Annotated in this window: 11 protein-coding genes; 5 read left to right on the top strand and 6 right to left on the bottom strand. The window is 68.1% G+C overall.

The window, feature by feature from the left end; genetic code table 11:
* Positions 1-490: 490 nt before the first annotated feature.
* Positions 491-1,780: a tyrosine--tRNA ligase gene (gene tyrS / locus IEY68_RS33565; protein ID WP_063000849.1), complete on the bottom strand. Its 1,290-nt coding sequence runs from the start codon at positions 1,778-1,780 to the stop codon at positions 491-493.
* A gap of 228 nt (positions 1,781-2,008) precedes the next feature.
* Entirely contained in the window at positions 2,009-2,629 is a 621-nt protein-coding gene (locus IEY68_RS33560; protein ID WP_063000850.1) for a DNA-3-methyladenine glycosylase, read from the bottom strand.
* A gap of 168 nt (positions 2,630-2,797) precedes the next feature.
* Here IEY68_RS33560 and IEY68_RS33555 point away from each other — a divergent pair, with 168 nt between their 5' ends.
* The 3 genes from IEY68_RS33555 (at position 2,798) to IEY68_RS33545 (ending at position 4,994) form a co-directional block, all read left to right on the top strand.
* Positions 2,798-3,529: an ABC transporter ATP-binding protein gene (locus tag IEY68_RS33555; protein ID WP_063000851.1), complete on the top strand. Its 732-nt coding sequence runs from the start codon at positions 2,798-2,800 to the stop codon at positions 3,527-3,529.
* Positions 3,530-3,603: 74 nt separating this feature from the next.
* Entirely contained in the window at positions 3,604-4,353 is a 750-nt protein-coding gene (locus IEY68_RS33550) for an ABC transporter permease (RefSeq protein WP_063000852.1), read from the top strand.
* Positions 4,350-4,994 carry a TetR/AcrR family transcriptional regulator gene (locus IEY68_RS33545; RefSeq protein ID WP_063000800.1) on the top strand — a complete coding sequence of 215 codons (645 nt, stop codon included), beginning with the start codon at positions 4,350-4,352 and terminating at the stop codon, positions 4,992-4,994. Before IEY68_RS33550 ends, IEY68_RS33545 begins: the two co-directional genes overlap by 4 nt.
* Before the next feature lie 11 nt (positions 4,995-5,005).
* Here the strand turns inward: IEY68_RS33545 and IEY68_RS33540 are convergent, their stop codons facing one another.
* From IEY68_RS33540 to IEY68_RS33530, 3 genes are read right to left on the bottom strand one after another with little or no spacing between them, the layout of a single operon-like run.
* Complete coding sequence (locus IEY68_RS33540; protein ID WP_063000802.1) at positions 5,006-5,236, bottom strand: Trm112 family protein; 231 nt, start codon at positions 5,234-5,236, stop codon at positions 5,006-5,008.
* A 5-nt stretch (positions 5,237-5,241) separates the two neighbouring features.
* On the bottom strand, positions 5,242-5,712 hold the full coding sequence (locus IEY68_RS33535; protein ID WP_063000804.1) for a GtrA family protein: 471 nt from the start codon (positions 5,710-5,712) through the stop codon (positions 5,242-5,244).
* Positions 5,709-7,949, bottom strand: coding sequence for a hypothetical protein (locus tag IEY68_RS33530; protein ID WP_063000807.1), 2,241 nt, complete (start codon positions 7,947-7,949; stop codon positions 5,709-5,711). Before IEY68_RS33530 ends, IEY68_RS33535 begins: the two co-directional genes overlap by 4 nt.
* A 307-nt stretch (positions 7,950-8,256) precedes the next feature.
* Between IEY68_RS33530 and IEY68_RS33525 the strand changes: the two genes are divergently transcribed.
* A complete protein-coding gene (locus IEY68_RS33525) occupies positions 8,257-9,267 on the top strand; it encodes a glycosyltransferase (RefSeq protein WP_063000853.1) in 1,011 nt (336 codons plus the stop codon).
* The gene (rffA, locus tag IEY68_RS33520) at positions 9,264-10,400 is read left to right on the top strand and encodes a dTDP-4-amino-4,6-dideoxygalactose transaminase (RefSeq protein WP_063000809.1); all 1,137 of its coding nucleotides are present in this window, start codon (positions 9,264-9,266) and stop codon (positions 10,398-10,400) included. Before IEY68_RS33525 ends, rffA begins: the two co-directional genes overlap by 4 nt.
* Before the next feature lie 18 nt (positions 10,401-10,418).
* On the opposite strand, the gene IEY68_RS33515 is transcribed toward rffA, so the two are convergent.
* Positions 10,419-13,355, bottom strand: coding sequence for an AMP-binding protein (locus IEY68_RS33515; protein WP_189094638.1), 2,937 nt, complete (start codon positions 13,353-13,355; stop codon positions 10,419-10,421).
* Between the last annotated feature and the right edge of the window lie 30 nt (positions 13,356-13,385).

The following is a 13,385-nucleotide window of genomic DNA, read 5'->3' as shown; positions in this document are numbered from 1 at the left end:
CAAACTAGAGTCCGAAAACCTAGCAAAACAAATCGCCAGCTGGAATTTAGCTGACTTAAATGTTCGGCCTCCACACGGGGGTATGAAGAACCGAAACCAAATTAAATATTTGGCACTGACATTCATCAACACACTATTGAGTTCTCAAAGAACACACGCACACATCTCAGCGACTGGAGTAAACCAGGGCTTCAATGGGGCAGGTTTTCTAGCTTAACCGTCCAGTGGCTCAGAGTCAAACTCCGCTCTTCGGCCGGTCGCGCCAGGCGCTCATCGTACAACCTCGTTGTCCCTGGTCCCTCCGGCTCGGCGTTTCCGCCTCACTCCGGGCCCCTGGTCGGTGTCCGTGTCGCTCTGACTTGGATAAAGTTACGCGGCGGGGAACGCTACGTCAAATCGCGGCTTCTACAGTGTGTTTGCGCAGTTCAGAGGCTTGCGGCGGGGCTATTCGGTGGGCTGGATCGCGGAACTGTGACCCAGCCCACCAAGATCAATTCGCCGGAGCCCGCCGGGCACCCCCGAAATTCCGCTTCCCCCGGCGCAATACGAGCCATTGTCCGTGCAGGTAGTCGCTGTTTTCCGGGGTCCACTCGAGGTCTTTCACGCGCTCGTTGTTGACCGATGCGCCCCCCTCGTTGACCGCTCGACGGGCCGCACCACGACTTTCGCAGAGGCCGGCGGCCACGAGCAGATCGACGATCGTGTCGCTCCCGGGTACGACCTCGGCGACCTCCCCGTCCACCGCCGCTTCCCGCAGCGCCGCAGCCAGGGTCGGCTCGTCGAGATCACGGAGTTCACCGCGGCCGAACAGCGCCTGGCTCGCCAACTGCACCGAGCGGGTGTTCTGCTCGCCGTGCACCAGCGTGGTCATTTCCACCGCGAGTCGGCGCTGCGCTTCGCGCGCGTGCGGCCGCTCGGCGGTCGCCTCCTCCAATTCGGCGAGCTCTGCGCGGTCCAGGAAGGTGAACCAGCGCAGGTATCGGACGACATCGGCGTCGGCGGTGTTCACGAAGTACTGGTACCAGGCGTAGGGGCTGGTCAGTTCCGGGTCGAGCCAGAGACTTCCGCCGCCGGTGGACTTGCCGAACTTCTTGCCGTCGGCGGAGGTCACCAGTGGAACCGTCAGCGCGTGGACAGCGGCGCCGTCGACACGGCGGTTCAGTTCCACACCGGCGATGATGTTGCCCCACTGGTCCGAGCCGCCCACCTGCAGCACGCAATCGTGCTGACGGCGCAACTGCAGGTAGTCATTGGCCTGCAGCAGCATGTAGCTGAACTCGGTGTAGGAGATCCCCTCCCCGTCCAGGCGGCGCTTGACCGTGTCGCGGGCGAGCATCACGTTGACCGAGAAATGCTTGCCGATATCGCGCAGGAAATCGATCGTGCTCAGCGAGCCGGTCCAGTCCATGTTGTTCACGATGAGCGCGCCGGTCGGTGAATCGTCCAGGTCGACGAACCGCTGGAGCTGCGATCGGATCCGGTCGGCCCAGGCGGCGACGGTATCGGCGGAGTTCATCGTGCGCTCCCCGACCTCGCGCGGGTCGCCGATCAAACCGGTGGCACCACCGGCCAGCACGATCGGGCGATGACCCGCCTGCTGGAAACGTTTCAGCGCCAGCAGTGGCACCAGATGACCGGCATGCAGACTGGCCGCGGTCGGATCGAAGCCGGCATAGAGATTGCGCGGGCCCGAGCCCAGCGCCTCCCGGAGCGCGTCGAGGTCGGTGGACTGCGCGATCAGACCGCGCCAGGTCAGTTCGTCGATGATGTCGCTGCTCACGGGTCCATCTTCGCGTACGTCCGTAACCGCATAACGGCCGGTGCGGGATCGCCACCCGGCGGTGCGGCACTGGTGGAGCCGGTCCTCACGACCGGCACTCGCCGCCGTGGCCCGGCGGCTTCCGCTACGGCTGTCGATGGCCCGGATCTCGGTCATCGCCCGGTTCCGCGACCGCACCGGAGGTGGTCCGAAACCTCGCGGTGCGGGCATCACTGCCGCCGGGACCGATCAGGCGGATTCCTCGATTCGTGGCGCGCGTGGGCTGCGGCGGTAGGCGGAGACCGCCGGCGAGTCGGACAACCAGACCCGCCAGGGGCGGTCGGCCTCGGCGCTCACACCGACGCGCGGCCCGGCGGCGATCCGGGCCGCGGCGACCGGGCGGCGCAGATCCAGCCGGATCGGGGACTCGGGATCGAACACATCGGTGCCGTAGTCGCTCAGACCTATACCGAGCGCGCTGCCCAGATTTCCGGGCCCTCGGGCCAGGTCGGCATCGGTGCGCGCGCCGGGCCGGCGGCTGCGGGCCGTATCGATACCGGCGACGATCTCGGCCGCCCGCAGCAGCACACCGCTCGCCACACCGTCGGGCCCGCTGATGATGTTCACGCAGGTGTGCATGCCGTAGCTGAAATAGCAGTAGAGCCGGCCCGGTGGACCGAACATCACCGCGTTGCGCGGGGTGCGGCCGCGACCGGAGTGCGCCGCGGGGTCGTGCCAGGGACCGGCCGGATCGCCACCGTAGGCCTCGACCTCGACGATGCGGGCGCCGACCGGACCGGACCACAGCGTCGCGCCGAGCAGGCGCCGGGCTGCGGTCAGCGGATCGACAGCCAGTTCCTCAGCACTCACGCCTGGATTGTCGCAGCCGCGGACGGGCACGCGGGTCCGCGGGGCGGGGCGCTGGTCGGCGAAAGCGGGGTGGACAAATCGATCCGCCGCGGGTCTTGCGGTGGCCGCGGAGCTGAGCCAATAATTCATCAAGCAATGAATTCAACACTGGATGAATGGAGGCGGATCATGTCCGATTCCAGCGCACCGGCCGCGGTGGAGGTTCGCAACCTCACCGTGCGCCGCGGCAAACGGGAAGTGCTGCACGATATTTCGCTGAGCATCCCGCGGGGGTCGATCACCGGGCTGCTCGGCCCATCGGGTTGCGGGAAGACCACGCTCATGCGGAGCATCGTCGGCACCCAACTGGTGGCCGCCGGGGAGATCACCGCGCTTGGGCTGCCCGCGGGAAGCGCGGCGTTACGGCGGCGGATCGGCTACGTCACCCAGGCGCCGAGCATCTACGCCGATATCAGCGTGCGCGACAATGTCGCCTATTTCGCGGCGCTCTACGGCGGTGACCGGGACGCCGTCGAATCCGCGCTGAGCGCGGTGGGGCTCCTGGATCACCAATCGCAGCGCGGCGACGAACTGTCCGGCGGGCAACAGACCCGCGCCTCCCTCGCCTGCGCGCTGGTGGCCGGCCCGGAGTTGCTCGTCCTCGACGAACCGACCGTCGGATTGGACCCGGTTCTGCGAGTGGAACTGTGGAAGCAGTTCCACGAACTGGCGGACGGCGGGACAACCCTGCTGGTGTCGAGCCATGTGATGGACGAGGCCGAACACTGCGACCGGTTGCTGCTCATGCGCGAGGGCGATCTGCTGGCCGAGCTGAGTCCCGACGAACTCCGCGAATGTACTGGTGAACAGAACCTGGAACAGGCGTTTCTCGCCCTCATCACGATGGGAGCCCCGGCATGAGCGACCAGCGAGCATCGACCGCGACCACGGACACCCGCCGGAACGGGCCCGCCGGGCCCGGACCCCGGCCGGGTATGGCATATCTGGCGACCACCACACGGATATTGCGGCAGCTACGCAACGACCACCGGACGGTCGCGATGATCCTGGTGGTGCCGGCGTTGCTGATGACCCTGCTCTACTTCGTCTACCAGGATGTACCGGCTACTCCCGCCCAGGAAACGACCCTGTTCGACCGGGTCGGGATCAGCATGCTCGGCATCCTGCCGTTCATCGTGATGTTCCTGATCACCGCGATCGCCATGCAGCGCGAACGCACCTCGGGAACGCTGGAACGGCTGCTCACCACCCCGCTGAGCAAACTCGATCTGCTGGGCGGATACGGGAGCGCGTTCTCGCTCGCGGCCGCCGCCCAGGCGGTGGTGGCATGCCTGGTGTCGTTCGGTCTGCTGGGCCTGGAGGCGGCCGGAAATCCCGGCTGGGTGGTGCTGATCGCGATGGTCGACGCGATCTTGGGGGTCGCGCTGGGACTGCTGTGCAGCGCGTTCGCGCGTACCGAGTTCCAGGCGGTGCAGTTCATGCCGCTGGTGGCGGCACCCCAGATCTTCCTGTGCGGCCTGCTGGTGCCCCGCTCCCAGCTGCCGGACTGGCTGGAGGTGATCAGCAATGTGATGCCACTGAGTTACGCGGTCGACGCGCTGCACGAAGTCTCGGTGCATACCGAGCCCACCGGGCTGATGTGGCGTGACCTGGCGATCGTGGCGGGATTCGCGGCCGTGGCCCTGAGCCTGGGCGCAGCGACGCTACGCCGCCGTACCGCATGACCGCCGCTGATTCCGACGGGGCGCGCCCGGCCCGTTCGGGGCGCCGCCCCGGACAGTCCGGAACTCGGGAGGCGATTCTCGCCGCCGCGCGAGAACGGTTCGCACAGGTGGGGTTCGACAAGACCTCGATCCGGGCGGTCGCGGCCGACGCGGAGGTGGACCCGGCGCTGGTCCACCACTACTTCGGGACCAAACAGCAATTGTTCGCGGCAGTGGTGGAGTTACCGGTGGATCCGGAGGTGGTGCTCCGGCAGGTGGACGCGGTCCCGCTGGACCGGCTCGGCGAAACCATCGTCGCCGCGGTGGTGGGCCTGTGGGATTCGCCGGCGGGCGCCGGCGCTGTCGCGCTGGTCCGCAGTATGGTCGCGAACGGAGACACATCGCTGGCCAGGGATTTCCTGCTGTCGGTGGTGCTGGAGCGGGTTCGGCAGCGGATCGCGACCGATACCGACGACGGCCGCCTCCGGGTGGCGCTGGCCGCCTCGCAGATGGCGGGCCTGGTGATCTCGCGCAAGATTCTGGATCTGCGGCCGGTGAGCGGTTTACCTTTGCCGCAGATCGTCGCGGCCGTCGGGCCGACAGTGCAGCGGTATCTCACCGGAGATCTGGGTCAGGACTCACCCGGGGCCGGGGAGCCCTGACCCGGGCGGTGTCATTCCCCGAACTGGCGGGCGAAATCGGCGTGCTCGCCGTCGTCGACAGGGCGCGCCTCGTCGGCGAGCAGTACCGGGATACCGCTGTCGATGGGATAGGCCAGCCGCAAGCGCGGGTTGTACAGCAGATCCGCGCCGTCGGCGGCGCGCACCAGATGCAACTGGCCTTTGTCCTGCGGGCACGCCAGCAGACTCAGCAGGGTGGGGTCCAGAATGGTTTCCTCCGACATGTGCTTCAACCTACCGGTCGGCGGAACGAGATATATCGGTGGCCGAAATAGCTACCGACCGCGACCGCGCCCATCACCACGACGGCGGCGGGAGCCGGCGGGAAACCGAGCAGTGTGACCGTGAGTTCGAGCAGCAGGGCATTGGCCACGAGTCCGCCGCTGTTGACGGCCAGAAAACCCGCGAAATCCCGGAGCAGTCGGCCGCGGACCCGGAATACCAGCCTGCGGTGCAGAACGAAGGCGATCCCGACTCCGGTGGCGTACGCGGCGGTCACCGCCATAGACGGCGGTACCGCGGTCCCGAGGATCCACAGCCAGCCGATGGTGAGGCCGATCCCCATCGCCGTGTTGACCGCACCCACCACTGCGAAGGCCAGCTCCTGGCGGCGGACGAGCCGCAGCAGGGGGCCGGGATCGGCGTGTTCCCCGAGCGCGGTCCCGCCAGCGGTGGCCGGCTTTCCGGCGGAATCGGTCACGGGTGCGCGGCCACCAGATCGTGTTCTGCGGCAACGGGTTCCGCAGGCGGTGACGCCGGTGGCCGCGCCCGATGCCGGCGGCGGCGCCGGTGTTCCGCCTCCAGGATCCCGAGACCGAACAGCCCGGCCACCGCGAGTGCGGCGCCGATCTTCCAGCCGGGTGGACGCCAGGTGAGCTCGAGGTCGCCCGCCCTGGTGCCGGATGGGATATCCACCGCGACGAAACTGTTCGCGACCACATCGATCGGGATCTGCCGACCGTCGAGGTGAGCCCGGTACCCCGGCCAGCCCAGCCTGGCGAAGACAATGCGGCCACCGGCGGGCGAATCGACCCGGACCCGGCTGGTGGTATCGGATTCCGCTGATGCGGCTGCGGTGACACCCTCGGTGTGGGCGACCCGGCCGCTACGACCGGATACCGGCCCCGTCTCGCGTTCGAGCACAGCGATGTACTGCTCGTGTCCCGGGTAGTCGACCCATTTCCAGCCCGGCGGCGCGGGCTGCTCGCGGGCATCGGGAAACAGGGCACGCTGCAACACCACGCGGTCGACGAGCATCAGATCCACCAGCGAACGCCCGGTTTCGGGTTCGGGCGCGAATGCCCGCCGGTAGGCGTCGGGGCAAACGCTGACATCCCAGCGCATGCACAGCAGATGACCGAAATAGAAATGGCCGTTCGGGGTGTATCCGCCCACATAGTCCACCTCCAGGTTCTTGGCGTAGTTGCCGAAGGCCAGTGAACCGTAGGCGCCGTCGAGAGTGCGCTCGGCGGGAGCGATCAGCGCCCGGTCACCCAGTTGCAGCGTGGTCCCGGGAAAATCGGGGAAGGCGGCCTTCATCTCCGACCGCTTCGCCGGCAGATTCCAGCTCATGGGCGTGGGCTGGGCCGCGTGCACCTGTAGATAGGCGATCGGAGCCACCGCGGCGAGCGTCAGCAGGCAGGCCGCGGCACGACCGCGTGTCCGCCCCAGCCACACGACCACTCCGCCCAGCACGCCGACTCCCGCGGCCGCCACGAGATGGGCGAGCACCGCCTCCGGCGCAGCCGCCGCGGAACGCGCGAGCAGCAGCAGCACCAGCAGACCGGCCGCGATACCGCGACGCCGACTCCCGGCGACCGTGCCGAACCGGCCGAGCAGGACACACACCAGCACCAACAGCGCCAGCCCGACCATCGGTAGTACGCGGGCCGGCCAGCGCAGCGGTCCCATGGTGCCGGGCCCGGCGGTCCACAGCAGGGTCAGCACGGCGAACAGCGCGGGGCCGCTCAGCTCCCGCGCCGCGCCCGCGGCCCGCTTCCAGTCGATGAACGCCAGCACCGGGACCAGGAACCAGGCGATGTAGACCATCGGCAACGGCTGCACGTACCCCCACCAGGAGGTGAAGGCCGGCAGGGTGCTGGGCAGGCTCGCGTTCAGCGATTCCGACCAGGGCACGGCCAGAAACTGGTCGTTGCGAATCTCCGACGCGCCGCGCCAGGTGACATCCGCGGTGAGCAGACTCGGCAGATAGGTCGCCAGACCGGCGAGCGCCGCGCACCCGGCGACGAAGGCGAGCCGGATCACCGGGGCCCACTCCCGGCGGTACACGAATTCGCCCACGAGCACCGTGGCGAACAGGACACCCGCTTCGACGGCGGGAAAAACGTATTGGACCGAAAGCGTCAGATAGAGGAACACGAACACCGGAACGGGCCCGCCGCGGCCGCGGGCGTAGCGCACGCCCGACGCCCAGGCGTGTACCAGCCAGGCCGTCCCGGTGAACGCGGTCATCCAGCTGGCCGCGTCGAAGAACAGTAGGAAACCGCTGAACGGAAACGCCACACCGGCCACTGCCGACCAGGCCGGGTGGCCACCGTAGGCCAGGCAGACCCGGTGGACACCGAGTCCGAGAACGATCGCGACCAGCAGTTTCACGGCGGTCGCGTACAGCGCGAGATCATCCACCGATACCGCGAGCAGATCGATCAGCAGCTGCGGGGGATTGAGCAGACCCGCTTCTTCGATCGCATAGTTACCGGCCAGCCAGTGTTCCGGCACCAGCACCGGGAATCTCCCCTCCCGCAGCGCACGGCCGGTCATCACCCACAGCGGCGCGTACTGGGCTTCGGTGTCGTCGGTGTAGAAATGCCGGGAGTTCGCCAGCAGCACAGCGAGATAGGCGGCGAGGACCCCCGCCGCGCACACCAGACCCCACCGGAACACATCCCGCCGATTCTCGGCTCGACCATCCGCCACGGGTCCCAGACCCTACCGCGTGCCTCGGGTTCTGCGGTCGTAACGACGCGCATCCAGATCTGCCCGCGCCACACCCAGTGCGCCTGCTAGAGTTCGCATTTCTCGGGCTCACCAGCGTCATCGAGACCCGGCACGCGTTATCCACCGTCGAAAGTCGATCTCGCCAATGCCGTTTTCTCCCAAGTTCGCTCCCACCCCGGTCACCGATCGGCCCCCGGCCGGCCCGCTCGTGCCGGGGCATGCTCCGGCCGCCCCGTGGCCCGGGTCCACGGTCCCGGCCACCGACCCGGAATCCGATTCGCCCGAAGTGTGCGGTATTTCGGTCGTCGTTCCCGTCTATCGGGGCGAACAGACCATCACCGCACTGGTGCGCGAACTACATATGCTGACCGCGCCCACCGCGACACCCGGCGGGATCCGGTTCCGCGTCGAGGAGATCGTGCTCGTCCACGATCACGGCCCCGATCGATCCGATATCGTGCTGCAACGGCTGGCCGGCGAATACGCGCGGGTCCGGGTGATCTGGCTGAGCCGCAATTACGGACAGGACGCCGCCACGATCGCGGGGATGGCTGCCGCCCGAGGCCGCTGGATCGTCACCATGGACGAGGATGGGCAACACGATCCGGGCTGTATCGCCGCGTTCCTGGATGCCGCCTACCGCGACCGCGCCGACCTGGTCTACTCCCGGCCCGTCAACACTCGGCCACACAGCCCCCTGCGCAATCTCACCTCGCGCGGCGCGAAACTGGTGCTGGCCACGCTGTTCGCCTTTCCCGCCTCGACCCGCTTCGAAAGCTTCCGGCTGATCCGTGGCGATATCGGACGCCGGCTGGCCGAAGTCACCGGTAACGGTGCCTATCTCGATGTCGCACTGAGCTGGGTCGTGGGCAGTACGGCGGCCGTCCCGGTACTGCTGCGCACCGAGGGAAGGCCCGAATCCGGTTACAACTACCGGCGGCTGTTCTCTCTGTTCTGGAAGATGGTGCTGTGCACCGGGACCCGCGGGCTGCGCGTCGTGAGCCTGCTCGGTGTCACGCTCGCACTGGCCGGGGCGGTCCTGGCCGGCGTGATCATCTACACGGCGCTGACCGGCGGGGGTGGGGATCCCGAGGGCTGGGCCTCGATCATCGTGGTGCTGCTGCTGTGTTCGGGGGCGGTCCTGTTCTCGCTGGGGCTCATCGCCGAATATCTCGGGGTCGTGCTGCACATCCTGGTCGGCAAACCGCTGTATCTGACGGTGGAATCACCGACGCCCCGGCCACCGGAGGCCCGGGAACCGGCTGTGCGGCAGCCCGCCGAGGCGGCGGCCGGGTGAACGACCGGATCATCTTCAGCCGGCCCTACCGGTCGGCCGCCGAACTGGCGAATGTGACCGCTGTACTCGATTCCGACCACTGTCACGGTGACGGCTCGTTCACCGCCGCCGCGACCGCGAAACTGCGCGCGATCACCGGTGCGCGCCACGCCCTGCTGACCACCTCGTGCACCCATGCGCTGGAACTGGCCGCGCTCCTGCTGGAGCTGGGACCGGGCGACGAGGTGATCGTACCGAGTTTCGCGTTCACCTCCGCCGCCACCGCTTTCGCGGTACACGGCGCGACCTGTGTGTTCGTCGATATCGACAGCGCCACCGGCAATATCGACCCGCAGGCCGCCGCGGCGGCGGTCACCGATCACACCAAGGCGATCGTGGTCATGCACTACGGCGGGGTCGCCGCCGATATGGCCGCCCTGCGGCAGCTGGCCGACCGGCACGGTATCGCGCTCATCGAGGACAACGCGCACGGCCTGGGCGGGACCTGGCGGGGCCGCGCCCTCGGGACCCTGGGCACGCTGGGTACGCAAAGTTTCCACGACACGAAGAATGTGCACTGCGGTGAAGGCGGCGCCCTGCTGCTCTCCGACGACATTCTGATGGGTCGCGCGGAGATCATCCGGGAGAAGGGCACCGACCGTGCCCGGTTCCTGCGCGGTCAGGTGGACAAATACTCGTGGCAGGACATCGGGTCCAGCTATCTGCCGAGCGAGCTCAATGCCGCCGTGCTCGATGCCCAGCTCGCCGAATTCCATATCATCCAGCGCTCCCGGCACCGGGTATGGCACACCTACGCGGCCGGGCTCGGCTCGTGGGCGGCCGACCACGGAGTGGCACCGATGACGGTTCCACCGGATCGCCGGCACACCGCGCACCTGTTCTATCTACGGATGCCCACCGAGGACGCCCGCGACGGACTGATCCGGCATCTCGCCGACCACGGGATCGTGGCACCGTTCCACTATGTACCGCTCGATTCCAGTGCCGCGGGGCTCAAATACGGCCGGACACCGTATCCGTGCGCCCGCAGCGCCCGGTTCGCGGCCACCATCGTCCGGTTGCCCCTGTGGCCCATGCTCACCCCCGATCAGCTCGACCGCGTACTCGACGCCGTCACCGCCTACCGGTGCTGAATCGAGGCCGGCGAACGGTCAGAACCAGGCCGCGTCGGTATCGGTGAGCACGGCGTAGCTCTCCGATTCGGGCTCGTACCACCAGGTGAGCGGGCCCGGCCGCGGGCCACCCGCCGCCGCGACGGCATGTGCGGAGGGCCGGAACCACGGACTGCGCGGAATATCGTCGACCACATAGACGACATCCGGGCGCTGGTCCGGTGCCAGGGAACGCAGGGCCTCGGTGATATCGACGGGTTCGAGCCGGAACCCGGGCCGCACACTCACCGCCGCGACGGCGAGCACTCGATCACGACCCGGCAGCGCGTAGGCCACTTCCATATCGACGGCGGCGATATCGTTGAGCACATCGACGATCGGCTGGGTGAACACCGGCCCGCGCCGGGTCCGGATCACCGTGTCGATACGGTCGACCAGCCAGAAGTCTCCGTCGCTGTCGCGCCGGAAGAGATTCTCGGTGGGCAACCAGGAGTCCTCCGGTTCGAACACACCGCGCAAACCGCCCAGCGACAGATCCACCGTCGCCCCGGCCGACCCGATCAGCAGCCCCACCTCGTTGTCTCCACAACGCCGGGCGTAACCGTTGTCGTCCACCTGGACCTGACCGGATACCGGGTCATAGGCGACCAGCTCCACTCGCGCAGTCCCCGGAACCGGACGGCCCTTACAGCCGAACTTCACCCCCGGCACATTCGCCAGCACCACATCGCCCTCGATGGAGGCATAGAACTCGAGAACCCGGGCCGGCGCGAACTGTTCGACAGTGCGCCGCCACAGTCCGGCGGGCATCCCGGATCCGATGAACAGCCGCACCGGATGCGCGTGCCCTTCGGGAAATACTTCGGCGTCGAGGATATCGCGCAGCATCGTCCACGTGTAGGTCACGACAGTGACCCCGTAGCGGTGCACCTCTTCGGCGAACCGGGCCGGATCCAGGGAGCGGGCCAGCGCGATCCGGCTCCCGCCGGCGATCGCGCCGCCCAGACTCACCAGCAGTCCGGACGAATGGTGCAGCGGCGCCAGGCAGTACACCGTGTCCTTGTGGTCCAGATCGGCCGCGGTGGCGGTGCCGAAGGCCGACAGCGCCCACCTGTGGTTGGTGATGTATTTGATGTCGAGCCGGTCGCCGACCCCCGCGACCAGGATGAAGGCCAGTTCGCGAGCCCGGCCCGGGTTCGGGCGATACCAGCCCGGGACCCGGACCCGCTCGGGATCGATCTGTTCGAGATCGACGAGATCGGTACCGTCGGGAACCGCCAGGCCACGGGCGTCACCGCCGCCGAGTACGAGCACGCGGGCCCCAGTGGCGACGGCATGGCGGAGATTCTCCGGATCCGAGACCAGGATCATCGTCCCGGTCTGCTCCAAAGCGGAGTTCAGATCGCTCTCGGGTGCCATGAGCACCGCGACGGCACCGATACGCGACAGTGCCGCCAGGGTCACCAGTGCGCTGGGCCTGGTCTCCATCACCACGCCGACCCGGGTCGCGGGACGGATGCCGACCGAGATCAGTCCGCGCACCACGTTCTCGATCCGCATATCGACGGCGACGTTGGTGTGCACCCGATCGTCGAAGAGGAAGCATTCCCCGCGCGGCGATCGGCGGGCCTGCTCGGCCATCAGCCGGCCGATGGAGATCCGGGTACTCGGTTCGATCATGCCCAGGCGGGTCAGCCGGGGCAGGGTGCGCGCGGCGCCCTCCACCACGCCGACCGAACCGCGCAAGGTATTGGTGGCCAGATGCTCCAGGGTCCGGCCGACCTCGGCGCCCGCTTCGACCAGGGCCGCCGCGGTGTGGACCACGCGCCGAAGCGCGGTTCGCGGTACTCCCTCCGGCACATGGTCCGACATCGGCACGATCTCCTCGGGCAGCGGATTGCTGCCGTCGATCCAGCCCACCCAGTCACGGACCTGCGGCCAGGTGAGCCTGGTCGCCACCGAACCGGCCACGAGACCGAAATGACCCGATACCAGCGTGGACTCGTACACCTCGGCACGTGGCGCCGCCCGCACGATCCCACGTACCGCCGCGGGCTGCCCGATCTCGTCGACCTCGCCGAGAAACGCCAGGATCGGGCATTTCAGATCGGCCAGCGAGATCGGCTGATCGCGGATCACGAAGCCGCCCAGCATCATCCGGTTGTGCACGACGAACTGTTTGAGCAGATCGGCCGCGGCGGGTCCCGCATAGCCGATCCAGCCCTCGTTGGTCAGAAAGCGCCGCTGCCGTTCCTTCGGGAGCAGCGCCTCCCGGTCGTGCAGCTGGCGCAGGAAATCGATCCGCGCCTTGGCAGTCTTCACCGGGTCGAGCAGCTGGAAGCCGATACGCACCATGCGGTCGGTGATGGGCAGCCGGGGCACCACGTGGTCGGCCGCGAAATCCACCAGATCAGAGACCGCGTCGTGCGGCAGCCCCAGGGGCATCCCGGCGACGATATCGACCGGACTGCCGAAGGTCACGATGCTCGCGATCCCCTTACCCGCCCGGAACGCCGCGGCCTGATAGGCGAACATCCCGCCCTGCGAATACCCCATCAGGTGTACGTTCCGGCCGGTCGTCGCGCACACCGTATCGATCGCGCTGTTCACGGCGAGCACATGGTCGGCGAGATCCCGCTTCCAGCCGCCCTCCTCCACCGACGGAGAACCGAAGTCGATCACCCAGCAGTCGATACCGCCGCGATGCAGGATCCCCACCGCGCCGTCGTCACCGTTGACGTCCCAGATATCGGCGTTGACCATGAGCGGCGGCACGAACAGCGCCACCGGGCCACCGGTGGGGGCGCCCGGAAAATAGCGGCGTAACCGGTACATGGGCCGTCGCTCGACGATCTCGAAGGGTGAGGAATCGGTATCCCGGCCCAGGCCGCCGAAGCGGATCACCTCCAGGCCGTTCTGCGCTGTCGACATCACCCGCTGCGCCGACCCTGCCAGACCTCGCACACTCAACTTCACGTTCCGCTCCCAGCCCTACCCGTGGCGTGG

It is taken from the genome of Nocardia jinanensis, from assembly GCF_014645735.1.
GTDB lineage: Bacteria > Actinomycetota > Actinomycetes > Mycobacteriales > Mycobacteriaceae > Nocardia > Nocardia jinanensis.
The sequence above is the reverse complement of the archived record's forward strand: the minus strand, read 5'-3'. Positions and strand labels throughout refer to the sequence as shown.